The 22815-nt window shown below is 63.5% G+C and carries 23 protein-coding genes and 2 pseudogenes; 8 read left to right on the top strand and 17 right to left on the bottom strand.

The window, feature by feature from the left end; all coding sequences use genetic code 11:
* Window positions 1-262 precede the first annotated feature (262 nt).
* The 4 genes from ACK4SG_RS00220 to ACK4SG_RS00205 form a co-directional block, all read right to left on the bottom strand.
* Complete coding sequence (locus ACK4SG_RS00220) at window positions 263-487, bottom strand: hypothetical protein (RefSeq protein WP_409598861.1); 225 nt, start codon at window positions 485-487, stop codon at window positions 263-265.
* Complete coding sequence (locus tag ACK4SG_RS00215; RefSeq protein WP_409598860.1) at window positions 484-1299, bottom strand: VC1465 family Xer recombination activation factor; 816 nt, start codon at window positions 1297-1299, stop codon at window positions 484-486. Before ACK4SG_RS00215 ends, ACK4SG_RS00220 begins: the two co-directional genes overlap by 4 nt.
* A 577-nt stretch (window positions 1300-1876) precedes the next feature.
* On the bottom strand, window positions 1877-2629 hold the full coding sequence (locus tag ACK4SG_RS00210; protein ID WP_409598859.1) for an SseB family protein: 753 nt from the start codon (window positions 2627-2629) through the stop codon (window positions 1877-1879).
* 33 nt (window positions 2630-2662) lie between these two features.
* Window positions 2663-3613: a DNA-binding protein gene (locus ACK4SG_RS00205; RefSeq protein ID WP_409598858.1), complete on the bottom strand. Its 951-nt coding sequence runs from the start codon at window positions 3611-3613 to the stop codon at window positions 2663-2665.
* 152 nt (window positions 3614-3765) lie between these two features.
* Between ACK4SG_RS00205 and ACK4SG_RS00200 the strand changes: the two genes are divergently transcribed.
* From ACK4SG_RS00200 to ACK4SG_RS00170, 7 genes are all read left to right on the top strand, one after another.
* Window positions 3766-4797, top strand: a complete 1032-nt coding sequence (locus ACK4SG_RS00200) for a site-specific integrase (protein ID WP_409599667.1) — start codon at window positions 3766-3768, stop codon at window positions 4795-4797.
* A gap of 71 nt (window positions 4798-4868) precedes the next feature.
* Window positions 4869-5165, top strand: a complete 297-nt coding sequence (locus ACK4SG_RS00195; protein WP_409598857.1) for a type II toxin-antitoxin system RelE/ParE family toxin — start codon at window positions 4869-4871, stop codon at window positions 5163-5165.
* Between the two features lie 21 nt (window positions 5166-5186).
* A complete protein-coding gene (locus ACK4SG_RS00190) occupies window positions 5187-6302 on the top strand; it encodes a HigA family addiction module antitoxin (RefSeq protein WP_409598856.1) in 1116 nt (371 codons plus the stop codon).
* A 12-nt stretch (window positions 6303-6314) separates the two neighbouring features.
* The gene (locus ACK4SG_RS00185) at window positions 6315-6794 is read left to right on the top strand and encodes a hypothetical protein (protein WP_409598855.1); all 480 of its coding nucleotides are present in this window, start codon (window positions 6315-6317) and stop codon (window positions 6792-6794) included.
* Window positions 6795-6822: 28 nt separating this feature from the next.
* Window positions 6823-7098, top strand: a complete 276-nt coding sequence (locus ACK4SG_RS00180; protein ID WP_409598854.1) for a multiubiquitin domain-containing protein — start codon at window positions 6823-6825, stop codon at window positions 7096-7098.
* Window positions 7073-8251 carry a ThiF family adenylyltransferase gene (locus tag ACK4SG_RS00175; RefSeq protein WP_409598853.1) on the top strand — a complete coding sequence of 393 codons (1179 nt, stop codon included), beginning with the start codon at window positions 7073-7075 and terminating at the stop codon, window positions 8249-8251. The genes ACK4SG_RS00180 and ACK4SG_RS00175 overlap by 26 nt, the downstream gene beginning before the upstream one ends.
* Window positions 8248-8700, top strand: coding sequence for a DUF6527 family protein (locus ACK4SG_RS00170; RefSeq protein WP_409598852.1), 453 nt, complete (start codon window positions 8248-8250; stop codon window positions 8698-8700). The genes ACK4SG_RS00175 and ACK4SG_RS00170 overlap by 4 nt, the downstream gene beginning before the upstream one ends.
* A gap of 77 nt (window positions 8701-8777) precedes the next feature.
* On the opposite strand, the gene ACK4SG_RS00165 is transcribed toward ACK4SG_RS00170, so the two are convergent.
* The 9 genes and pseudogenes from ACK4SG_RS00165 to ACK4SG_RS00125 all read right to left on the bottom strand — a co-directional run bounded on the left by ACK4SG_RS00165 (window position 8778) and on the right by ACK4SG_RS00125 (window position 16664).
* Window positions 8778-9161 (bottom strand): copper-binding protein, encoded by a 384-nt coding sequence (locus ACK4SG_RS00165; RefSeq protein WP_409598851.1) that lies wholly within the window; start codon window positions 9159-9161, stop codon window positions 8778-8780.
* 106 nt (window positions 9162-9267) lie between these two features.
* Window positions 9268-12423 carry an efflux RND transporter permease subunit gene (locus tag ACK4SG_RS00160; protein ID WP_409598850.1) on the bottom strand — a complete coding sequence of 1052 codons (3156 nt, stop codon included), beginning with the start codon at window positions 12421-12423 and terminating at the stop codon, window positions 9268-9270.
* Between the two features lie 56 nt (window positions 12424-12479).
* A pseudogene (locus ACK4SG_RS00155) lies at window positions 12480-12575 on the bottom strand (heavy metal-binding domain-containing protein); the annotation flags it as partial.
* 234 nt (window positions 12576-12809) lie between these two features.
* Window positions 12810-13961, bottom strand: a pseudogene (locus ACK4SG_RS00150) (efflux RND transporter periplasmic adaptor subunit); the annotation flags it as partial.
* Window positions 13958-15181, bottom strand: coding sequence for a TolC family protein (locus tag ACK4SG_RS00145; protein ID WP_409598849.1), 1224 nt, complete (start codon window positions 15179-15181; stop codon window positions 13958-13960). The pseudogene ACK4SG_RS00150 and the gene ACK4SG_RS00145, both read right to left, overlap by 4 nt.
* Window positions 15182-15327: 146 nt before the next feature.
* Window positions 15328-15714 carry a hypothetical protein gene (locus ACK4SG_RS00140; protein WP_409598848.1) on the bottom strand — a complete coding sequence of 129 codons (387 nt, stop codon included), beginning with the start codon at window positions 15712-15714 and terminating at the stop codon, window positions 15328-15330.
* Between the two features lie 93 nt (window positions 15715-15807).
* A complete protein-coding gene (locus ACK4SG_RS00135) occupies window positions 15808-16020 on the bottom strand; it encodes a GDCCVxC domain-containing (seleno)protein (protein WP_162373638.1) in 213 nt (70 codons plus the stop codon).
* On the bottom strand, window positions 16013-16297 hold the full coding sequence (locus tag ACK4SG_RS00130) for a heavy-metal-associated domain-containing protein (RefSeq protein WP_409598847.1): 285 nt from the start codon (window positions 16295-16297) through the stop codon (window positions 16013-16015). The genes ACK4SG_RS00135 and ACK4SG_RS00130 overlap by 8 nt, the downstream gene beginning before the upstream one ends.
* A 10-nt stretch (window positions 16298-16307) precedes the next feature.
* A complete protein-coding gene (locus tag ACK4SG_RS00125) occupies window positions 16308-16664 on the bottom strand; it encodes a mercuric transporter MerT family protein (RefSeq protein WP_409598846.1) in 357 nt (118 codons plus the stop codon).
* Between the two features lie 41 nt (window positions 16665-16705).
* On the opposite strand from ACK4SG_RS00125, the gene ACK4SG_RS00120 reads away from it, so the two are divergent.
* Window positions 16706-17134, top strand: coding sequence for a MerR family transcriptional regulator (locus ACK4SG_RS00120; RefSeq protein WP_409598845.1), 429 nt, complete (start codon window positions 16706-16708; stop codon window positions 17132-17134).
* Between the two features lie 4 nt (window positions 17135-17138).
* On the opposite strand, the gene ACK4SG_RS00115 is transcribed toward ACK4SG_RS00120, so the two are convergent.
* Genes ACK4SG_RS00115 through ACK4SG_RS00100 form a run of 4 tightly spaced genes read right to left on the bottom strand, consistent with a single transcriptional unit; the run spans window position 17139 to window position 22799 of the window.
* Window positions 17139-18032: a cation diffusion facilitator family transporter gene (locus ACK4SG_RS00115; RefSeq protein ID WP_409598844.1), complete on the bottom strand. Its 894-nt coding sequence runs from the start codon at window positions 18030-18032 to the stop codon at window positions 17139-17141.
* Between the two features lie 24 nt (window positions 18033-18056).
* On the bottom strand, window positions 18057-19319 hold the full coding sequence (locus tag ACK4SG_RS00110) for a sodium:proton exchanger (RefSeq protein ID WP_409598843.1): 1263 nt from the start codon (window positions 19317-19319) through the stop codon (window positions 18057-18059).
* A gap of 34 nt (window positions 19320-19353) precedes the next feature.
* Window positions 19354-19674, bottom strand: coding sequence for a P-II family nitrogen regulator (locus tag ACK4SG_RS00105; protein ID WP_130518319.1), 321 nt, complete (start codon window positions 19672-19674; stop codon window positions 19354-19356).
* Entirely contained in the window at window positions 19671-22799 is a 3129-nt protein-coding gene (locus ACK4SG_RS00100) for an efflux RND transporter permease subunit (protein ID WP_409598842.1), read from the bottom strand. Before ACK4SG_RS00100 ends, ACK4SG_RS00105 begins: the two co-directional genes overlap by 4 nt.
* Window positions 22800-22815: the final 16 nt, after the last annotated feature.

The raw sequence follows: 22815 nt of genomic DNA, 5'->3' as shown, positions 1-22815 counted from the left end.
ATGCGAAGTCGCTTGTTGGTCTGTACCATGGCGATGCCGCCTCCTGTGCGGCGTTGAGTGTGGCCGACGGATGCAACCGACGGCAAGAACTGCCCTCGCGGGCAAAAGCAAAAAAGCGGGTTTTCAAGGGTGGTTCGGGCCACCCTTGGAGACTCCGCCGAGGCGGCTCCAGCCGCTACGGTGCCGGCTACGCCAGCACCTCCAGAGCGGGCCATCCATGGCCCATCACCCGCAGGGCTCCGCCCTGCACCCGAAGTCCAGTTCACGCCTGCGCCCCACCCAGCGCCCGCAGCTTGTGCAAGGCGAGGCGGTGCGCTTCCTGGAGCTCGTCACGGATCTTGCAGCCGGCCAGAAGCATGGCGGGATCCCGTTCTTCGGCGAGGAGCCGATCAGCGTTGACAAGCAGGTTCGAGTAGAACGCAACCGCCCGCTCCCACACGAGGTAATTCGCAGAGGCAACGCGCCCTCGGCAATGGCGGCGGCTCATGGCTGACCCTCCATGACGATGGCTTGCAGCGCGCTACCGCACGCCGCACCGCCGGCGTCGGTACCGCCGGCGTCGGTGCGGCGTGTCCGCTTTGAGCGCGTAAGCGTCGGCAAAGCAGAGCGCGAAGTGATCGGCGTCGATCGTCGCCGAGAATTTGGGAGTGGTTGTTGCGGGGGGGAATCGGTCGCTTGACCTTGCGGCACTGTCTGCTGGCGGACTGATAGGGTCAAGCTAAGGGGATTCCGAAGAATTCCCTTAGCTTTCAACGACTTATCGTCAAGTCGCTGTCCCGCGAGAGCGGAGGAAACCTCCTGTCCTCTCGGTCCGCCCCGAAGATGTTCAGTGGCAGATGATGGGTCGTTGCCAACTGCTCGCCCGTGGGCGCGGGGCATCGACGTTGCCGACCCTACACCAAATCCGGGGTAGCCCGCAAGCCGTGCCACGGAAACCAAACTCTGGAAATTGGCCCGCTGCACCAGCAGCGATAGCCAGGACAAGTCACCGGGGCCGAGTGCCCGCCCCTCTGGCGTCACCAGCTTGCCCCGGATGAACCTGTACGCCTCCCAGCCGGGATGCAGCGTGTCGCCCCGGAGAATGACGCGGAGGAGCCTGTAAGCGGCGTAGCTGGGCCTTGCTGCGCCTGTTTCCCAGTTGCCTACGGTGCGCAGGCTGACACCAACGAGGCGGGCCACATCGGCGCGAGTCTTGCCGGTGAATTCCCGAAGCTCGCGGAACTGGTCAGGCGTGATAGAAGGAAGGCGGGAGCGTTTGCCGTAAAGCCCTGAACGGGAACCATACGGCACGGTATGCATTATGCGAAATTATGGGCATGCGGCGGGTCAGGCATTTCTGACCGTCGGATGGCTGTGTTCATCGCAGAGATTTCCGCCTCTTCCAGGTAGAAACTCTACGATTCGAGGCAGACAACTTTGCCATCCGATGAACCTAGGCAGTCTTTATCGCCTTGAGGTTGGCGCATTGCAGAAATGTCTACCGAATCGATGCGCCGGACTCAGCGCCTGCATCGGTGCCGGAGCCGTCGGTGGGCTTGCTGGTTTGGCGGCGCACTCGTGGGCGTGCAGTTTTCCAGTCAAGGCACTACGTTCCATCTATCCAGCGAACAGAACAGCAAATCTGAGGCACTTGGGGCTCGATATTGCCGCAGATCTCAAGCTGGCGGCCCTTCGTTTTCGTCTGGACGGTGTGAATCATTAATACGGATTTCGCTCGAATCGTACAATTTGCAACGAGCGTACAACGGCGTCCAACCAACAACATCGGCGCTCTCGGCCCGATACTCCTGACTACTCTGCTTAGTTGATGTGACCTATAGCGGACATGGCGCCCGAGCAATGGTCAGCCCCGTTCGAGCTGGCTTCCACGCCGCTCTCACTGTACCCGCTCGGACCCCGGGACAAGTCGCTCACCGATGGCTCGTTCATAAAATGGGGCTACTACAGCGTCCGCCAGCCAGTCTGGCACCTCGCCCGGCTCGAACGCAGTGAGATCCACCGACAGTTGGAGCTCATCGGCGTGTGTCTGTAACGCGGTGGTGGTGGCCCGCGCAACACGTTCCGCATCCTTAATCGGCACAGCAACGGCGATCAGTAGCCCACGTCCTGGGGTGTCTGAGTTGCCGATCTCGACGGCATACGCGGCCGAAACACAGGGCAAGGCTGCAAACAGCGGAAGCAGATGGTCGACCACCCACGCGGGAATTTCGTCAAGGGGATTAATCCGATACTGGTGTTCTCCGGCCTCGACGCGTTCCAGGACTGCGACTTCGCCGCGATCGAGCAATGCAGCCACTTCTTCGGGGTAAAGCGTGCAGCTGACGGTATTTGGATTGAGCATGAAGGTCGCACCCCGGGCCAGCTCAAACAGCTGTCGCCCGAGCAACACGACCACCGTTGCATTTGCGCCAGCGGCGGATTTGGCTTGCGTCTCGTCGCTGAAGAACGGCAGCACCGTCAGTCCGTCGGGCGTCGTGAACTGGATGAAACGCAGGCGGCCACTACGGTCATGGCGCGGGGCGTGAGCGTAGACCGTCGCCTCCAGCAAGGCACGGAAGAACGCTGGTTCCGCCGCCTTATCGGCGATCGCCAGCTGCATCAAACGACTGAGCTCGTCTTCGGAGATCACTTTGGTGACGCGGCACTTTTCCCTAAGGATTCCTTAGTCTACCGCGGACTTGCGTTTGGCGGTGCGTTTCGTGGTCGCCCTATCTCGGCTGATGGGCCGCTTGGTCATGTTCTGAGCCTGGGCCAGCGTCGCCTGCAATGTTGCCGGCAGATCACCCAACCGGTCCAGCTGTTGCTCAAGTGCCTCGGCCCGCCCTCGCTGCAACCCGGCCTCGCGCTGGGCCGCGACCGTCGCCGCCACAGCCTCCTCGCGCTGTTGCCGCAACAATTGCTCGCTGACCGTACGTTCTCGGGCCAGCGCGGTTAGTTGGGCACGGAGGTCCTTCGTCTCCTGCCGAGCTCGGTCAATTTCGCCGTGAGCGCGGTCTTCAGTGGCGCGCAGGTGCTGAGCGTGAGCCGCTTGTTCCGTCGCTGCGACAGCTTCCTGCTGCCGTAGCCGCTCCGTGAGCTCGAGCAACTCGGCTTCTTGCCGGTCGTAGCGGGCCTGCAGGGCGTCTCGTTGCTGGGCCAGATCGACCAGCTGCAGCGCTTGCTGCTCATTGAGTCGCTGGACGTCGTGGAGGCGGGTCTCGGCTAAGCCCTTGGCCCGAACGGCGGCCTCGGCGGCGGCGGCGGCAGCATCGAGATCGGCCTGCTGGGTCTTGCGCTCGGCCTCGATCTCGCGTCGGGCCTCTTGCAAGCTTATCCGTTCGTTGGCGAGGCTCGTTTCCGCGTTCTGCTGCGCCGCGGCCAATGCCTGCGCCCAAAGCTGCGTGGCCAGCGCCGCCACGTCCGTCGGCGCCTCGGGCATGTCCAGCTTGGCGTGCTGCTGGCGCAGCCGCGGGCCCAGCGCCGCCCACCAGCGATCCAACAACGGTCCGATCGTGTTCGGGGAGCCGCGTCCCAACAGCCCGCGGATCTTCTCGGTGGTCGGTCGTTCGCCGGCGTCCAACAATGCGTCCGCCGCCTCCGAGATGTCCTCAAAACCCACGCCTGGCCTAGCCATACCTGTCTCCGACTGCGGTGCCCTACCCCGTTGCCATCCTACTGCCGATAAAGGATAGTTATCGTCGGTAGATGCCCTATTTCGTCTATTTTACTACATAGTACATATGTAAAAATAACGAACTGGTACCGGCTATCGAACTGCTTCCCGCGCTGCTGCCGGAGCAATTGGCAGCCAGCGCTGCGGACGCCGTGCGGGAAATTTTGGCGGAAGCGGCCTCGGCCAATACCACGCGCAGCTACGCCAGCGCGCTGCGCTATTGGGCCGCCTGGTTCCAAGGCCGGTATGGCACAGTGATTGCGCTGCCGGTTCCGGAGACCGCCGTGGTCCAGTTCGTGGTCGACCATGTGGCCCGGCGCTCGAAGACTGGCCTGGCCTGGGAACTGCCGTCCGCGCTGGATGCCCAGTTGGTCGCGGCCAAGCTCAAACAGCGCGCAGGCGCACTCAAGCTCAGCACCGTGGTGCACCGGGTCGCGGTGCTGTCCACGGCACACCAGCTCAACAAGGTGGCCAATCCCTGCGAGGCGCCGGCGGTGCGGCACCTGCTCGCCCGCGGTCGCCGGGCGGCGGTCAAGCGCGGGGAACGGCCCACCAAGAAGACCGCGATCGCCAAACGCGAACTGGAAGCCTTGATCGCCACCTGCGACGACTCCCTGGAAGGGATCCGCGACCGCGCCCTGCTCTACTTCGCCTTTGCCAGCGGTGGCCGCCGCCGCAGCGAGGTCGCCGCGGCCGACCTCGGCGATCTGCGCCGCGCCGGTGAGCGCGCCTTCGTGTACCGACTCGAGCACAGCAAGAGCCAGCAGGCTGGCCCGACGGCCTCCTCTACGCCCGACAAGCCGATTCTGGGTGCGGCTGCGGATGCGATGGCGGCATGGCTGACCGCCAGTGGCCTGACCGAGGGGCCGATCTTCCGACGTCTGTGGAAGGCGCGGATCGGCCCCGGCCTGTCCCCCAAGGCCATCGCCGAGGTGGTGCAACGCCGCGCGGCCAAGGCCGGACTCGACGGCGATTTCGGCGGCCACAGCCTGCGATCGGGCTTCGTGACCGAAGGTGGGCGCCAAGGCATTGCCCTGCCCGCCATCATGGCCATGACCGAACACCGCGCGGTGGCCAGCGTGATCGGCTACTTCCAGGCCGGCGGGGTCACCGACAATCCGGCGGCTAAGCTTCTCGAAGACTGATTTGACCGCTATTACACTTAGTGTAATAGGGTCATTGACAGCTGAGAATCGGCCTGCTACCGTGCCTGCCCATGGATGTGGATTTCGAAGACGCCTCACTTCGGAGGCTTGAGGCGGACCCGGGATTCACCGCGGGCTTTGACGCCGCCATCGTGAAGGCCTTTCGCAAACGGATGCAGCTCATCCGGGCCGCGGTCGACGAACGTGCGTTCTACGCCATGAAATCGCTGCACTACGAGAAATTGCAGGGCGACCGTGCCGGGCAATGCTCCATGCGGTTGAACAGCCAGTGGCGGCTGGTGTTGCGGATCCGCCAAGACGATGACGGCAAATGTGTCGTTGTCATTTCGATCATTGACTACCACTGACCCCCACCCGAGGACGAACGCATGAATACGATTGCCGAGACGTTCCCGCCGGGCGAGTTTCTCCGGGAGGAACTGGAAGCCCGCGGCTGGTCCCAGACTGAACTGGCGGAAATCATTGGGCGCCCGGTGCGCCTCATCAACGAGTTGATCGCCGGCAAGAAGGCCATTACCCCGGAGACCGCGATCCAGTTGGGCGATTCGCTGGGTACCGGCCCCGAGCTGTGGATGAATCTGGAGAGCCAGTACCAGCTCTCCAAGGTGCAAGTCTCCGATGGGCTCATTGCCCGGCGCGCCAAACTGTACGAACGCTTCCCCGTGCGCGAAATGATCAAGCGCGGCTGGATCGAAGCTTCCAAGAGCATCGACGTGCTGGAACAGCAGTTCCAGGCGTTCTTCGGGCTGGACGATATCGAGGCCGAGATTCCTTTCGCGCATGCCGCACGCAAGACCGACGCCTTCGACAAGCCCAACATGCTGCAACTGGCCTGGCTATGCCGGGCGCGCCGCATCGCGTCGGAATTGGTCATCGCCCCCTACACCGAGGCAGCCTTGCGTCAGGCATTGCCGCGTCTGTCCGCCCTGTTGTCGGCCCCCGAGGAAACCCGGCACGTGCCGCGCATCCTGGCTGAGTGCGGCGTGCGTTTCGTCGTGGTCGAGCCGATTCCGGGCAGCAAGATCGACGGTGCCTGTTTCTGGCTGACCGCTCAAGAACCCGTGGTCGCCCTTTCGTTGCGTCTCGATCGCATCGACAACTTCTGGTTCGTGCTGCGGCACGAGTTGGAGCATGTACTGCGTGGACATGGTCAGGCGCAGGGTTACGTCCTCGACCAGGATCTGGAAGGCACGGCAGCTGACCAGATCAGCGAAGAGGAAGCGGTAGCGAACACTGAGGCCGCCGAGTTCTGCGTTTCCCGCAGCGAGATGAATGGCTTCGTGGCCCGTGTCTCGCCTTTTTTTGCTGAGGAGCGCGTGGTTCTGTTTGCCCAAAGACTGAATATCCATCCGGGACTGGTAGTCGGTCAGCTACAGCGGCGCCTGGGACGCTACGACCTGTTCCGCAAGCACCAAGTCAAAGTCCGAGCCCTCGTCACCGCCGCGGCGCTGACCGATGGCTGGGGTGTGGTTCACACGGCTTAAGAGGAATCAGCAATGTCTGGCTATTCGAACGCTGTCAAAGATTACGTGGAGCGCTACAAGCAGGAAGTCGGTTCCGACGGTTTGCTGGATGCGCACGCCGTCGCGGAATGGGCTTACGCCAATGGGCTGCACAAGCCCAGCGTCAAGACCGTGATCGACGCCATCGCGACCGACATCGCGCAGGTCTTTCGCGAAGAGTATCGGGTCGACCGCTTCGGACGCCGGTACCGCGCGAAGCACGCGGCCACCCAAAAGCGGGGGAACAAGACGCTCTCCCTGTGGGCGGACCTGGATGATCCGAACGCGCCACATACCCACTTCGTCAAATCCTTCGCACAGCGACGCCAGCAGATCGTCGGTGATTGCGTGCAGCTCAAGACCGACGTCGACGTCTACAACGAGAAACGCACCCCGGTTGAGCCGATCCAAGTGCCCTTGGATTTCACGCTTGACGTGATGGAACTGCAGCAGATCGGCCGCAAGGCCGCCTGATTCTTGCCCTTTTTCATGAGGATCCACCATGAATAACGAACACGCCGACAAGGCGCCTGGCCATGACAAGGAAGTGACCGTGATCTTCAACGGTCGACCCAAGTCCATCGCCAAGGAACGACTGACTTTCGACGATGTCATCGCCTACGCCTTCGACAACCCGCCAAGCGGCGACGGCATTCAATTCACGATTCAGTACACACGTGGCCACAACGACAAGCCCAACGGCACGCTGCTGGAAGGGGATTCGGTGATGGTGAAGGATGGTATGGAGTTCGATGTCACAGCGACTAATCGGTCTTAATCCCGACCTGGAGCAACTGCGGAACGAAGGTTACGACCTTGCGATCCGCGGCGGCTACCTTGTCATCCAGGACGTCCCCTACGTCACTTCGCAGGGTGTGGTTGAGCGTGGCACGCTCATTTCGCCACTCACGCTGGATGACGGCGAACATACCGAAAAGCCCAACACGCATGTGTGCTACTGGATGGGCGAGCACCCATGCCATGGCGACGGCCAGCCGATTCGTGGGTTCGAAAACCAGAGCCCGCGCCAGGATCTGGGCGATGGCCTCACCAATGTCCTGACATTTTCGGCCAAGGCAGATTACCGGGACTTCCACCACAAGATGACGACCTATCTGGGTCGTATCGTCGGCGAAGCCCAACGGCTGGATTCGACCGCAACAGCGCAGACGTATCCGGTCTTTGAGATCGAAGATGAGGCTGAGTCCGTCTTCAAGTATGCCGACACGGCATCAAGCCGCGCGGGCATCGGCGCGCTCAACGAGAAACTGACCGCCCAGCGCATCGCCATTGTTGGCCTGGGCGGTACCGGGGCGTACATCCTCGACCTTGTGGCGAAAACGCAGGTCCGGGAAATCCACCTGTTCGATGGTGATCTCTTCTCCAGCCACAATGCTTTCCGAGCGCCTGGCGCAGCTTCCCTCGATCAGCTACGCGCCAAGCAGCAGAAGGTGACCTACTTCGCCACGCTCTATGCAGCGATGCGCCGTGGCATCCACCCGCACAATGAATACCTGAGCGCGGGCAATCTGGCACAACTTCGCGGATTGGACTTCGTGTTCCTGTGCCTCGATCGAGGCGCGGTGAAACGGGATCTGGTTGCCGCCTTGGAAGAATTCGGGGTTCCCTTCATCGATGTGGGCATGGGCGTCACCCGCAGTGAACAGGGACTCGGTGGCGTCCTGCGGGTCACGACAAGTACGCCTGCATCGCGCGAAATGGCACGTAAACGGATTCCCTTCGTTGACGACGACGGCGAGGAGAATGAGTACAAGACTAATGTCCAGATCGCCGAGCTCAATGCGCTTAACGCAACACTCGCGGTCATTCGCTGGAAAAAATGGGCAGGCTTCTACCGTGACAGCGGAGGCGAGCACAATACGAGCTACGCCATAGCGCCGAACGCCCTGGTCGGCGAGGACATCATTTGAGCCCGATCAATCGCCTGCAGCCCGTCTTCGTCGAGGCGATTCCAAGTGTCTTGCGGGCAGGTCACCTGTATATCTCCAAGCGCTACCGCACGGCAGTTCATCTGTGCTGCTGCGGTTGTGGTCTCGAGGTCGTCACCCCGCTCAATCCGGCGAAATGGCGATTGACTGAGCGTGGCGATACGGTTTCGTTGTACCCGTCCATCGGGAATTGGAGCTTTCCCTGCCGCTCCCACTACTGGATCGAAAACAACCGTGTGCGATGGTCGTGGGCAATGTCGAAGGCCGAAATCGCGCGTGTGCGCAAGCGCGATCAACGCGATGTCGAATGGCATGCGCAACGCGAGGCACGACCTCCTGCAACGACGGGGTCTCTTCCGGCGCAACCGCCGGGAACCTCATCGGCGCCTTCATGGTGGCACCGCTTGCTGGATAGAATCCGCGGCGGTTAGACGGGCAACCGCACAGACATCCTGAAGTCATGGTGGGAAACTCGCAGCAACGCGCGCCCGGCTCCACCATGAGCTCGTCAGCGGTGGGTGAGTTTGGTCAGTGTGCCGTCCATTCCGGTCGAGGTGAATTCGAAATCCACCTGATCGCCGGACTTCAAGCCGGCGATATCGACACTGCCGGCCTTGAAGGTCATGGTCATCGCCGGCCACTTCAATGCGTCGACCGGGCCATGGGCGATCGTGACGGTGCCGGCGGTGGCATCCACGGCTTCGACCTTGCCTGAGGCGAAGGCCACGGCGGCAGCAGGCATGTCGGCCACGGGGGAGGCGGATGACGCCGGCTCCGTTGTCGCGACCTGCGGCGACGGTGTCGCTGCCGCGTCGCGCTTGGCGGCTTCGCCTTGCGGTGCCGAACAGGCAGCGAGCAAGAGAACAACAGACAAGGCAGCAATGGTTTTCATGATGGCGCTCCTGGAATGAGGTGGCCGCTAAAGAGAACACTCCTCGTAGCGTGGCAGCCGGCACGCACGGAGGGTTGATGGGACGACTGGCGATGGCGCGTTCATGTCATGACCTCCGAACGAGATTCGTCGATCCGCGCGCCAGACGCCGGCGCTGCAATAGGACATATGCCGCCGGAATCACCAGCATCGAGAGCAGCGGGGCGCTGAGCATGCCGCCAACCATGGGTGCGGCAATGCGTTGCATGACTTCGGAGCCAGCCCCGCCGCCCAGCAGGATCGGCAGAAGACCTGCAAGGATCACGGCCACCGTCATTGCCTTCGGCCGGACACGTTGTACCGCACCCGCACGAATGGCAGCGTCAAGCTCGATCTCGCCGGAATTCGGATGTGCGGCGAGCTGTCGCTCCCAGGCATGGCGCAGGTACAGCAGCATGATGATGCCGAACTCGGCAGCGACACCTGCCAGCGCGATGAAGCCGATCAGCGTGGCGACCGACACGGCGTGGCCCATGGCCCAGATCAGCCACAGCCCACCGACCAGCGCGAGTGGCAGGCTGAGCATGATCACCGCGGCTTCCGAGGCACGCCGGAACACGAGATAGATCAAGCCGAAAATGATCATCAAGGTGGCAGGCACCACGACCCGCAAGCGTTCGCTGGCACGCTTGAGGTATTCGTACTGCCCGGACCATCCCACGGCATAGCCGGCGGGCATCGGCACCTGTTGGGCCACGGCACGCTGCAGGTCGGCGACGACAGAACCGAGATCTCGTCCCGCGACATCGACGTAGACGTAGTTGCTCAGGCGGGCATTGTCGCTGCGCAGCATCGGTGGACCCTCGCTGACGCTGAGGTCAGCCACCTGCCCCAATGTCAGCTGCGCGCCATTGGAAGCCAGCACCGGCAGTTGCGCCAATGCCGCCGGTGAATCGCGCACCGTGCGCGGATAACGCACGACTACGGGATAGCGCTCGCGGCCCTGGATCGTCTCCGACACTGGCTCCCCACCCACCACCGTCGCGATCAGGCGTTGCACATCGGCCTGGCTCAATCCGTAGCGGGCAGCAGCGTCTGACCTCACGTTGACGTCGAGATAGCGGCCACCGGCAATGCGTTCGGCGAGCGCGGAACTCACACCGGGCACCGTACGCGCGACCTGCTCGATGCGATCACTCAATTGCGCCAATACGGCCACGTCCGGCCCCGACACCTTGATACCAATCGGGCTCTTGATGCCGGTGGCGAGCATGTCGATGCGGTTGCGAATCGGCGGCACGAACAGGTTGGTCAGTCCCGGGACCTGGACCGCACGATTCAGCTCCTCGCGGAGTTTCTCCGGTGTCATGCCTGGCCGCCATTGGCTGCGCGGCTTGAAGGTGATCGTGGTTTCGAACATCTCCAATGGCGCCGGATCAGTGGCGGTTTCTGCCCTGCCCGCCTTGCCGAAGACATGATCCACCTCCGGCACAGTCTTGAGCATGCGGTCGGTTTGCTGCAGCAATTGCGACGCCTTGCCGGCGGACAGGCCTGGCAAGGCCGAGGGCATGTACAGCAGCGTGCCTTCCTCCAGGGGCGGCATGAATTCACTGCCCAGGCGCAACAATGGGATCAGGCTGAGCAGCAGCACGATGCCGGCCAGCGCCAAAGTGAGTTTCGGGAAGCGCAGAACCGCATCCAGCACCGGGCGATACAACGCGATCAGGCTCCGATTGATCGGATTGTCCCGTTCCGCGCGGATGTGGCCACGGATCAGATAGCCCATCAGCACCGGGATCAGCGTGATGGACAGACCCGCCGCCGCGGCCATGGCATAGGTCTTCGTATAGGCCAATGGCGAGAACAATCGCCCTTCCTGCGCCTGCAGGGCGAACACCGGCACGAACGAAAGGGTGATCACCAGCAAGCTCACGAACAATGCCGGACCAACTTCGGCCGCGGCATCCGCGATCAGCTCCCAGCGTTCGTTCCCTACGGGTTCGCGACCTTGTACGTCGCGGAACTGCTCGAGATGCTTGTGTGCGTTTTCGATCATCACCACAGCGGCATCGACCATGGCACCGATGGCGATCGCGATGCCGCCCAAGGACAGCAGGTTCGCGGTAATGCCCTGGGCATGCATCACGATGAAGGCCGCCAGCACGCCGAGCGGCAAGGTGATCACCGCCACCAGCGAGGAGCGCAGGTGCCAGAGGAACAGCGCGCACACCAGCGCCACCACCAGGAATTCCTCGCCGAGCTTGCGGGTGAGGTTGTGCACGGCTTCGAGGATCAATTCGGAGCGATCGTAGGTCGGCACGATCTCCACGCCCGGAGGCAGGCTTGCTTTCAGCTCCGCCAGCTTCGCCTTCACCGCCTTGATCGCGGCGAGCGCGTTCTTGCCCGAGCGCAGGATGACCACGCCACCGGCGACCTCCCCTTCCCCATCGAGCTCAGCGATGCCGCGCCGTAGCGTTGGTCCACGTTGCACGATCGCCAGATCCTGCAGCAGGACAGGAACTCCATCGGCGCCCGTTGTCACCGGCACGCGTTCGAAATCCTCGCGCGACCGCAGGTAGCCTTCGCTGCGCACCATGAATTCGGCTTCGCCCTGCTCGATTACCGAACCGCCGGTGGCGCCATTTGCGGCCTGAATGGCATCCGTGAGCTGCGTGATGGTGATTCCGCGGGCGGCCAATGCCTGCGGATCCGGCGTGATCTGCCAGGCCTGGACCATGCCGCCCACGCTTGCGACTTCGGCCACGTCGGGCACGGTCTTGAGGTCGTAGCGCAGGAACCAGTCCTGTAACGCACGCAACTGGCCGAGATCGTGTCTGCCGGTACGATCCACCAACGCGTACTCGTAGATCCAGCCCAGGCCCGTGGCGTCCGGCCCGATCGCCGGGCTGACCTGCGCCGGCAGGCGATCACGCACCTGGCTCAGGTACTCGAGCACACGCGAACGCGCCCAGTACAAGTCGGTCTTGTCGTCAAATAGCACGTAGACGAACGAATCGCCGAAGAACGAGAAGCCGCGCACCGCCTTGACCCCCGGCACCGACAGCATGGTCGTCGTCAGCGGATAGGTGACCTGGTCTTCGACAATGCGCGGTGTCTGACCGGGCCACTCCGTGCGGATGATGACCTGCGTATCGGACAGGTCGGGCAACGCATCAAGCGGCGTGCGCGATACCGACCAGATGCCCGTCGCCGCCAACGCGATGGCGGCCACCAGCACGAACAGCCGGTTGGCAATGGAAGCGCGAATGATGCGGGCGATCATGGCTGTCGCTCCACAGCGGGCACATCACGGATCGTGCAATCCGGGGTCGCCCCAGGCGCGAACTTGGGCACCAGTTGCATGTCCATGAAGGGCGACTTGCCGGGCTTGTCGAAGCGCTGATCCGGCACCATCGGGTCGTACCAATAGGCCACCGGGCATTGCCGCGCCTTGGGTGACGCGGTGACCGCTGGCTTTGCAACGGCTGGGGGCGCCTTCTTCTTGGACGGCACGGATGGTGTCGGGCGCGCGGGTGCAGGCGTTGCCGGCATCGCCATGTCCGGCATACCGGGCATGACATCGCTCGGCATATTCGCTTCTTCATCGCCCGCGCCGGCATTGAGGCGTTCGAGCGCGCCTGACAGGTTCGCTTCCGAATCGATCAGGAACTGCCCCGAGGCCACCACCTTCTCGCCACCTTTCAGCCCCGCAAGAATTTCGGTCATGCCGTCGCCACTGCGACCGGCCTGCACGCGCACGGGATGGAACGTGTCGTTGGCGCCGAGCACGATCACGCGGGCCTGCGCCCCCGCTCCGATCAACGCGTCCGTCGGTACCAGCGGCCGTTCGACGCTCGCGGTTGGCTGCAAGGTGATCTGCGCGAACATGCCCGGTGCCAGCAGGCCGTCCGGGTTGTCCAACACGATGCGGGCTCGCTGCGTGCGGCTGCTCATGTCCACTTGCGGCAGCAACGTTTCCACGCGGCCGTGGAAGGTCTCGCCTGGCAACGCGTCAACAGCCGCTTCCACCGGCGTACCCGTCGCGATGCCTGCACTCCCTGCTTGCGGAATCGACGCTTCGAGCCAGACCGTGCGGGTACCGTTGACGCGGAACAGCAGTGTGCCCATCGGCGCAGATTGCCCTTCGCGCACACCGATTTCGCTGACGACACCGGTCACGGGCGAGGTCAAGGTGAGTCGTCCGCCCTGCCCTGCATCGCTGCCCGCGGGCAGACCCAATGCCCGCAATCGTTCGTGGGCGGCGGACTGCAACCCGCGTGCTGCAGCGGAGCGGGCTCCACCGAGCGCACGCGCTTCGGCAATCGCAGTGCCCCAAGTTGGCGCGATGATGCTGGCCAACGGTTGCCCCGCGTGCACGGGCTCAAATGGGGCGCGCACGTGTAGGCGTTCGACGATAGTGTCGACCCGTGCACTGACGATGCGTTCCTGGCGCAGGTCCCAGCCGATGGTGCCGGGCACGCGGACGGCTGCCGTCAATTGGCCACGCTTGACCACCACCGTACGAATGCCGAGGTTCTGGCGCACGCCCGGTGCAACGGCAACGCCTTCGGTAGTCGCTTCATCGGCGTACTTCGGCACCAATTGCATGTCCATGAAGGGCGACTTGCCGGGCTTGTCGAAGTGCTGGTCGGGCACCATCGGGTCGTACCAATAGAGGGCTTTGCGTTCGGCGGACTGCGGACTCGATGCGGCGGCGGAGGACGTACCCCCGTGAGAGCCCCACCAGTAGCCGAGGCCAACAGCGGCGACCAGCACGAGCGAAACAGCAGCAATGACCGCGCCGCGATGAGTGGTGTTCATGGCTGCATCTCCGAGGGCAGCAGGAAGGCCAAGGCGGCCCAGGCACGTCCGAGTTCACCGAGGTGTTCGGCGTGCGCGAGATGGACATCAAGTTCGTCACGTCGGGCGTTGAGCCACGGTTGCAGCTCGCCTCCGGCGCGATACGCGGCAAGCGTGGCCATGCTGCGGTCCTGTGCGAGTGGCAGCAGGGAGTCCTCGTGCAAGGCGACCTGGCGCTTCAACCCTTCCCATCGGGCGAGGTCGGCACGAATGCGCGCCGTTTCCTGACGGCGCAGGTCTTCCCGCGTAGCCAATGCAGCCTGGTAGTCCGCTTCGCGAGCGGCGATGCCGCGATCTTGTCGGTTGCGCGAGAACAACGGCAGGCCGATGCCTACTTCGAGCATGATCATGTCGTCGCGACCACCGGCACGCTGGCCATAGGACGCACCCACGCTCCAGTCCGGACGCTTGTCGGCGCGGGCGACATCGACCGCGGCCGCGGCGGTTTCGAGCTGAGCGGTGGCGGGAAGCAATGGCCCCACCCGATCCACCTCCGCCAGCAATCGGGCTTCGGAGACGGGCAGCGAGTCGAGGTTCGGGGCTTGATCGGAAACCTCGACCATTGCGTCGCCCAGCCAGCGCGCCAGTCCGGCCTGGGCCGCCAGTTTTTCGGCCCGCGCGGCCTCGATGCGGTTGTCGAGTTCCAGCAGCGCCGCTTCGGTAGCCAGCGCGTCACTCACCGATTCGCCACCACCAGCCAACCGCGCCTTCGACACCTTCGCAGCCAACGCCGCCTGTTCCCGCAACTTCTGCAACGCGCCCAATTGACGTTGCGCCGCCCAGACCGCGATCCAGGCTTCGGCCGCAGCGCGACGGACGGCCAGCACCTCGGCCTGTGATTGCGCCTGGGCTTCGTCGATCTGCCTGGCGGCGAAGGACTGTCGCGCCGAACGCTTGGCCCGCGACGGAATCTCCTGCCGCAAGCCGATCTTCTTCATGGTCATGTCGTCAACGCGGCTGTTGAAGGCGTCGCTGCCGGTCACCGGCAGGTTGTCGATGCCCACGGTCAGCATCGGATCAGGCAAGGCGCCAGCGCGTGCGGCCTCTTCCTGCGCGGCCGATACCCCGGCCCGACGTGCATCGAGCATGGGCGCACGCTCGGTGGCCAAGCGCACCGCCTCCGCCAGCGTGAGCTCGTGGGATGCGGCCAAGGCCGCGATTGGCATCGCCAGCACGGCCATGCACAAGGTCCGGACTAGCGCACGCTCAAGTGCGCCCCAGGACCGACAACGATCAAAACGGGAGTTCATGACGCCTCCGAAACAGACATGACACAGCGCGCACGGCGCATCGGCGTCGGCGCGAATTCGCTACGTCGTTTCGGGGGCTAGATCAGAAGACTGCAGAATCGCAGCCGCGGAGGCGGATCGGATCGGGCAATCGGCACGTCGACCTGGATGGCGACGTGGGATACGGGTTGCTCAAAGACCGGCGCAAGGACGAACGCCGGCATGGCCAGCGGCGGCACGGACAGTTTGGCTGTATCAGTCGTTACTGTGTGATCAGGATTACAGTGCTTCTGACAAAGCAGCGGATTGTCCGTGTCCTGCTGCTGTGCCATGCCCATCTCGGCGCAAGGCTCGGCCATCGCCGTGGTCTCGGCGGGCCTCTGCTCTATCGGGCACAGGTACGCCGCCAACGCCGCCTGCTGGAACAACAGGCAGACGATCACCAGGACGGCGATCTGTAGGCGGTGGCGGGCGCGCCGGATCATGGGCGAGATGGTACTCCTCTGGCGGAGAGCAAGCCGGATAGCCCATAGACACGGTTTAGCCCGGCGAGTTCCTCACACCCGGCGTCCAACCACCTATCCACAGCAGGGCCTTTGCTGCTGGATCGGCGGGCAAGGCACCGTGCCGTAGGAGCAAAAGACGCAGCAATCGCCCGGCTTGGGCCGTAGCAGCTCACCACAGGCCGTGCACTCGTAGAAGTACTGGCACGCCGTCGTCGGCATGGTCTCGACGGCCTGGTGTCCGCATTGCGGACACGTCAGCGTGCTCTGCAACTGCAACTCAGCCACCGTTCGCTTTCGCCTTGGCCGGGAAACCTGCCTCGGTGATCGCACGCGCGATAACCGGCACGTTGGTGCGATCGGCATCGAAGTCCACGGTGACAGTGGCCGCCTTGGTGTCGACTTGTGCCTTGGAAACGCCAGGTACTTTGCCGAGGGCCTTTTCGATCGTGATGCTGCACGCCGGGCAGGTCATGTTTTCAACATCGAGGACGGCCTTCTTCGGCGTCGCGGCCAACGCCATGCCCGTCCACAAGATCATCAACCCAACAATCAACTGACGCATCGTTCCTCTCCTACAAGAACCAGGCTACGTAATACGGAAAGAGCAGCAGCAGCGCGATCACGACGGTCGCAATCCAGAGCCAACGCCGGCGGCGGCGCAACACGCGCGGATCAATGCAAGCTCCGTCCGTTCGGCAGCGGGAGGCAGGGCCGTACAGGCTCCAAAATGCCCAGCCAAGGCACACCAACGTGGCCAGGCTGAACCAAGGTCGCCAGGCATCCAGCGCGGTGAGGTTGGCAATCCACGCGCCGCTGATACCTAGCAGCACCAGAACCAAGGGCACAACGCAGCACACCGATGCCCCTATAGCGGCAAGGCTCGCTGCAACGATGGCCGGAAGGGACGATTTGGCAGGAAGGCTAGCCATGGGCGCATACTACAGTCCGTACCTAAGTACGGAGTCAAGCCATGGCCACGAGCGCCCTCACCATCAGCAAACTGGCGGCATCGGCCGGCGTGAATGTCGAGACCGTGCGCTACTACCAGCGCCGCCAATTGCTGCCGGAACCCCAGCGGCCCTTGGGCGGCTTCCGCCACTACGGGCAGGCCGATGTCACCCGTCTTCAATTCATCCGACGCGCCCAGGCGATGGGATTTACCCTGGATGAAATTGCCGGGCTGTTGGAGCTCAAAGGCAAGCGGGCCTGCGAACAAACGCGTCACTTGACTGAGCTCAAGCTGGCCGACGTTCGTCAACGACTCGATGCATTACATCGTTTGGAAGGTGATCTGATGAACCTCATCGCCGAATGCGGTCAAGCACCCGCCGGCAAGTCGTGTCCGACCCTGGACCGTCTGGAGCATGCGGAGGAGCGCACGGTCAGTACGCCGCGTTAGCCGATTAGACGTGACCATGTGCCTCGTCACATGGCGTCATCTCGACTTGCAGCGTCGCGTGGTGAACATTAAACCGCTCCTCCAGCGCAGCGGCCAGCGAGCGCCGGACCTGCTCTCCGTCGCCCCCGTCGCGCAACACGATATGCGCCGTCAGTACGGGCTCCTTCGAGCCCAATGCCCACGCGTGCAGGTCATGCACGGCGGTGACGTTGGGATGCGACAGCATCATGGTGCGAACCTCATCCAATTCCAGCCCGTGCGGTACGCCTTGCATCAGCACCTGACCGGCTTCCCGCAGCAATGTCCACGTGCGCGGCAGCACCCACAAGCCGATCAACACGGCGATGATCGGATCGGCGACTTTCCAGCCGGTGAATTTGATGATCAACGCTCCGATCAGCACGCCCACCGACCCCAGCATGTCGCTCCAGACTTCGAGGTACGCGCCCTTGACGTTGAGGCTGGTGCCGCTACCGGCCTTGAGCAAGCGCATGGAGATCAGGTTGATCACCAAGCCGATCGAGGCAATGACCATCATGCCGGTCGAGGCCACTTCCGGTGGCTGGCGGAAGCGACCCACGGCTTCCCACAAGATGTAGCCGGCCACGACGAAGAGCAGGCCGCCATTGACCATCGCGCCAATGCCCTCCATCCGCGCATAACCATACGTGCGTTTGGCGTCCGGCGGTCGACGGCTCAGCCGCACGGCGACCAGCGAGATCGCCAACGCGATCACATCGGTCATCATGTGGGCGGCGTCCGACAACAGCGCCAGGCTGTTGGTGATCAAGCCGCCAGCCACTTCCGCAATCAGGAAGGCAGCGGTGAGCCCGAAGGCCCACCACAGCGGCTTCTCATGCTGAATCTCGCCTGTTCCGTGATCGTGCCCTGCACCCATGTTCGGGTCCTCCAATCCTTAAGTTCAAGAAGATGCTTCTTTTGGCTCCAGCCGGCGCACTGCCCACGCCGAACGGAATAGCACCGGCAACTGTTTGGCATTGAAGATCATCAACACTGCCGCCAGTGTCAGATAAACCCAAGCCATCCCGGTAAGCACGGCTATTTCGCGCTCCGGCGTCGCCTGGTAGAAGAACGCCAGTCCAAGCTGGGTGAGGAACAGCGAGACCAAGGCGATCGCACCCCATGGTGCTAAACGCCACGACAACAGCAACATGAGGGCGAATACCGATTGCGCCGCTGTCAGAAAGAACTCCTCATGCTGCCGTGCGTCCAGCGGAAGTGAGGTCAGTTCGCCAGCGCCAATGCTCATGGCGATCGGGAGCATGCCCACCAGCAAGGTCCATTGATTGATCTTGTCGCTGATCATGGTGGTCAGGCCGGCACGGGCGCGGCCATCCAGGACAAACAGGATGGCGATGGTGACCGCCGGGGCCTCACTGGCCAGCGGCGCCAGCCACTGGATCAACAGGAACTCGTCGACCCCCAGACGACGACCAGAAGCCACAAGAGACTCGGCGAACGGCTCCGCGGCCAGCAAGATGACGCCAGCCGCCACCAGACTCATCACTGCCATCGCAGTCCAACGCCAGGCGGGCGACCACTGCGCAATCACCGCTCCCGGGCCTGGCTCCTCGTCATCTTCTTCCTCTTCGTTGCCTGCCTGCGAGGTGCGCCACAGGTAGAGGCAGAACAAGGCGCCCAGCACGACAAAGTCGAATACGCCAATACGATTCTTCGATACGATGACGAAGGCATACGCGCTGGCCAGGGCCAGGAACACAATCTCGACCGAGTTCTCTGACTGCAACGTGATTCCGCGTTGTCTTGACCTCCACCAATGCAGTCCTACCAGCAGCGGCCATGCCAAGCCGATCAGCAGGCGGTTGGCGCCGGTCATGTTCGCGGCGGCATAGGCGACATATCCCGAAGCCGGATCCTGACCCGCGCGATAGGCGTAATAGAAGTCGACCGCGTATTCGGGCAGCACCGTAATCAACGCGACCACCGCCAGCACGAAGCCGGTGGCGATGTACTTCTCGGCAGCCTCCGCTCCCCAGGACAACAGGAAGCCGGCGGCCAGAATGGCCACACCGAACAGCGCCGTGTCCGCCAGGGCGCCGACGCTGCTACCGGTCAGGCGCAGGAACAGCGCTGGCACGACTGCCAGCACTGCCACACCCACCGGAATCACGAACTCGCGTACTGCGTTGTGTGCTCGGGTCATGTGTCTGATCCTCAACCGGGGCTACGCCACGCCACTACACGGCGCCATCGATCGCAAACGCCTGCTCGACCGGGCTGACATAGACCCAGCCGGCGTCGGGCCGACCCGTGTGCCCGACTTGGCGGAAGATCCCCACTGCCCGGGCCACATCGCTGTCTTCGCAGAACAGCTCCATCTGCACTTCGTTGATCACCTGATCGCCGAACTCGACGGAATACTCCTGCTCGCGCGCACTGAGTGCGCGCAGCAGGCCTTTCACGTCGAACAGGCTGAGTCGCTGGAAGCCGGCGGCTCCCAGCGCGTGGATCAGGTCCGAGACGCGGTTGCGATGCACGAATGCCTTGATCTGTTTCATGACGCGGACTCCCTGGAGTTGCGCTCGGCCGTCTTGCGGTCGGAGCGGTTTTCAAGCCATTCGTACAGAACTGGAAGCAGGATCAGCGTGAGCAACGTCGAGCTGATCAGGCCACCGACGACCACGGTCGCCAACGGACGCTGGGTTTCCGCACCCACGCCACTGGAGAGCAGCATCGGCACCAGGCCGAGGATCGCCACGCTCGCGGTCATCAGTACCGGTCGCAGACGCAGCGCCGTGCCCTGAACCACCGCCTCGCGCACCGACAGGCCCTTCTCGCGCAGCTCGTTGAGAAAGCTCACCAGCACGATGCCGTTGAGCATCGCCACACCGAACACCGCGATGAAGCCGATCGCAGAGGGCACCGATAGGTACTGTCCGGTGACAAACAACGCCAACAGGCCGCCGATGGTGGCGAACGGTACGTTGGCCAGGATCAGCGCCGCGTATTTGACCGAGTTGAAGGCGGTATAGAGCAGCACGAAGATGAAGAAGATCGTGACCGGCACGATCAGCGCCAACTTGGCCAAGGCACGCTGTTGGTTCTCGAACGCCCCACCCCATTCGATCCAGTAGCCCGGCGGCAGCTTCACCTGCTGCTTGATTGCCGCCTCAGCGTCCTGGACGAAACCATCGACGTCGCGACCACGCACGTCCATCTGGATCACCGCATAGCGTTGCAGTTGCTCGCGGCGGACGAAGGAGTAGCCTTCGGCCACGTTGATGTCGGCCACCTCCGACAGCGGCACCAAGGCACCGGTCGCGGTGCGTAGCGGGATGCGACGCAATGACTCGACCGAATCGCGTGTCGGGTCATCCAGCCGCACCGCGATGTCGAAGCGTTTCACGCCGTCGAGCAATACGCTCACCGGTTCGCCGCCCAAGCCGTTGCGGACGATGGTGAGCACTTCCTCGGCGTTCATGCCATGGCGGGCCAGTTCGTCGCGCTTGACCGCGATGCGGATCTGCGGCTTGCCGATGTTGGCTTCCAGGGCGAGATCGGCCACACCGGGCACCTTGTCCAGCACGCGCTTGATCCGGCCACTGAGCTTGTCGAGCTCGCCGAGGTCTTCGCCGTAAAGCTTGAGCGCCAGCGTGGCGCGCACGCCAGAGATCAACTCCTCTACGCGCATCTGGATTGGCTGGGTGTAACCGGGCACCACGTTGGGAACCACCTTTTCCAGCGCCTCCTGCATCGCCGCTTCGAGCTGCTTGATATCGCGGCCCGACTTCCACTCGTCCTCGGGTTTGAGCGCGGTGTAGATCTCCATGTAGTTGACGTCGGCGGTCTCGCCCTTCTCGGCGCGGCCGATCATCGCCAGCGTGGTCTCGACCTCGGGGAACTGCTTGAACGCCGCGGCGATCGTGTTGCTGGTGCGGATCGATTCGTTGAGCGAGGTCGACGGGATGCCCGTGATCCGCCACATGATCGAGCCTTCCTGCAGCTGCGGCATGAACTCCTTGCCGAGGAACGGGAACAACGCGAGGCTCGCCACCAGCGCCACGACGGCACTGACCACCACCACACGCTTGCGTGCCAGTGCCTTGTCCAGCAGCGGGCGATAACCGCGCTTGATCCGTGCGACCAGCCAGGTGTCACGCTCCGGCTTGGGCTTGAGGATCATCGAGGCCAGCACCGGGATCAGCGTCAGGCTCAGGATCAGCGAACCGGCCATCGCGAAGGCGATGTTGAAGGCCATTGGCTTGAACATCTTGCCTTCGAGGCCTTCCAGTGAGAACAGCGGCAGGAACACCACGATGATGATGCCGATCGCGAAGGTGATCGGATTGGCGACTTCCTTGGCGGCGGCCAGCACCGCGGAGGTCTTGTCAACCTTCTCGCCATGCTCCAACCGCTCGGCCATGATCCGGAACGCGTTCTCGACCATCACCACCGCGCCGTCCACCATCATGCCGATGCCGATCGCCAGGCCCGCGAGTGACATCAGATTGGCGGACAAGCCGACTTGCCCCATGCCGATAAAGGCAATCAGCATCGCCAGCGGCAGCGTGACGATCACCACCAGCGCCGAGCGGACCTCCCCAAGGAACAGGAACAGGATCACCGCGACCAGCAGCGAGCCTTCCACCAATGCGCGTACGGCCGTCTCCACCGCCTTGTTGACGAGATCGGTGCGTTCGTAGATTGGCTTGAGCACCATGGTCTTGGGCAGTGCATCGCGCACCACATCGAGCTTGCCCTTGACCGCCTCGACCACGTCCTTGGCGTTCTCGCCGATACGAGCCAGTGCCTGGCCCATCACGACTTCCTGGCCGTCGCGCGTCACCGCACCGAAGCGCGGCGCGGGGGCTTCGACTACCGTCGCCACATCGCGCAGGTACACCGGCACACCGTCCTCGGCCTTGAGCACGATCGCGCCGATGTCTTCGGTCGATTTCAGCAGGCCCAGGCCTCGCACGAGGAACTGTTCGCGGCCCACGTCCATCACGTTACCGCCGACCTGGCCGTTGTTGGCCGGCAGCGCGTTGATCACGTCGCCAAAGCCCAAGCCGCGGGCATAGAGGCGCTGCGGATCGATCTGCACCTGGTACTGGCGTTCGCCACCGCCCCAGGAGCTGACGTCGTCCACGCCTGGTGCGGTACGCAGGATCAGGCGCACGGTCCATTCCTGCCAGGTGCGCAGGTCCATGTCGCTGACCTGGTTTTTTGAAACGCCGGGCGCACGTTCGACCGTGTACCAGTACACCTGCCCCAGTCCCGACGTGTTGGGCCCCATGCTCGGCTTGCCGTAGCCTTCCGGCAGGCGGTCGCCGATTTCCTGCAGGCGTTCGTTGACCAGCTGGCGAGCGAAGTAGATATCCATGTCGTCCTTGAAATAGACCGACACGTACGACAACCCGAACAGGCTGACCGAGCGGATTTCCTGCACCTTGGGCAGGCCGGCCAGCGCCGACTCTACCGGCGTGGTGAGCAACTGCTCGACGTCCTCGGCCGCCAGGCCCGGGGACTCGGTGTAGATGTTGACCTGGACCGGCGTCACGTCGGGGAAGGCATCGATCGGCACGTTGCGTACCGCGCTGACGCCGAGGAAGGCGACGACCGCGAACACGATCAGGACCAGGAATTTGTAGCGCAGGGAGAGTTCGACCAGGCGATTCAGCATGGCGCACCTCCCACTC

The organism is Thermomonas sp., from assembly GCF_046293095.1.
GTDB lineage: Bacteria > Pseudomonadota > Gammaproteobacteria > Xanthomonadales > Xanthomonadaceae > Thermomonas.
The sequence above is the reverse complement of the archived record's forward strand: the minus strand, read 5'-3'. Positions and strand labels throughout refer to the sequence as shown.

Bases quoted from the DNA above. Each gene is read 5' to 3' on its own strand.
- ACK4SG_RS00140 (WP_409598848.1), bottom strand. From the start codon at position 15,714: ATGATCCGGCGCGCCCGCCACCGCCTACAGATCGCCGTCCTGGTGATC.
- ACK4SG_RS00100 (WP_409598842.1), bottom strand. From the start codon at position 22,799: ATGCTGAATCGCCTGGTCGAACTCTCCCTGCGCTACAAATTCCTGGTC.
- ACK4SG_RS00145 (WP_409598849.1), bottom strand. From the start codon at position 15,181: ATGGCCGTGCTGGCGATGCCAATCGCGGCCTTGGCCGCATCCCACGAG.
- ACK4SG_RS00215 (WP_409598860.1), bottom strand. From the start codon at position 1,299: ATGCATACCGTGCCGTATGGTTCCCGTTCAGGGCTTTACGGCAAACGC.
- ACK4SG_RS00195 (WP_409598857.1), top strand. From the start codon at position 4,869: ATGGATGTGGATTTCGAAGACGCCTCACTTCGGAGGCTTGAGGCGGAC.
- ACK4SG_RS00185 (WP_409598855.1), top strand. From the start codon at position 6,315: ATGTCTGGCTATTCGAACGCTGTCAAAGATTACGTGGAGCGCTACAAG.
- ACK4SG_RS00125 (WP_409598846.1), bottom strand. From the start codon at position 16,664: ATGGCTAGCCTTCCTGCCAAATCGTCCCTTCCGGCCATCGTTGCAGCG.
- ACK4SG_RS00165 (WP_409598851.1), bottom strand. From the start codon at position 9,161: ATGAAAACCATTGCTGCCTTGTCTGTTGTTCTCTTGCTCGCTGCCTGT.
- ACK4SG_RS00160 (WP_409598850.1), bottom strand. From the start codon at position 12,423: ATGATCGCCCGCATCATTCGCGCTTCCATTGCCAACCGGCTGTTCGTG.
- ACK4SG_RS00130 (WP_409598847.1), bottom strand. From the start codon at position 16,297: ATGCGTCAGTTGATTGTTGGGTTGATGATCTTGTGGACGGGCATGGCG.
- ACK4SG_RS00120 (WP_409598845.1), top strand. From the start codon at position 16,706: ATGGCCACGAGCGCCCTCACCATCAGCAAACTGGCGGCATCGGCCGGC.
- ACK4SG_RS00115 (WP_409598844.1), bottom strand. From the start codon at position 18,032: ATGGGTGCAGGGCACGATCACGGAACAGGCGAGATTCAGCATGAGAAG.
- ACK4SG_RS00105 (WP_130518319.1), bottom strand. From the start codon at position 19,674: ATGAAACAGATCAAGGCATTCGTGCATCGCAACCGCGTCTCGGACCTG.
- ACK4SG_RS00180 (WP_409598854.1), top strand. From the start codon at position 6,823: ATGAATAACGAACACGCCGACAAGGCGCCTGGCCATGACAAGGAAGTG.
- ACK4SG_RS00175 (WP_409598853.1), top strand. From the start codon at position 7,073: ATGTCACAGCGACTAATCGGTCTTAATCCCGACCTGGAGCAACTGCGG.
- ACK4SG_RS00190 (WP_409598856.1), top strand. From the start codon at position 5,187: ATGAATACGATTGCCGAGACGTTCCCGCCGGGCGAGTTTCTCCGGGAG.
- ACK4SG_RS00220 (WP_409598861.1), bottom strand. From the start codon at position 487: ATGAGCCGCCGCCATTGCCGAGGGCGCGTTGCCTCTGCGAATTACCTC.
- ACK4SG_RS00110 (WP_409598843.1), bottom strand. From the start codon at position 19,319: ATGACCCGAGCACACAACGCAGTACGCGAGTTCGTGATTCCGGTGGGT.
- ACK4SG_RS00205 (WP_409598858.1), bottom strand. From the start codon at position 3,613: ATGGCTAGGCCAGGCGTGGGTTTTGAGGACATCTCGGAGGCGGCGGAC.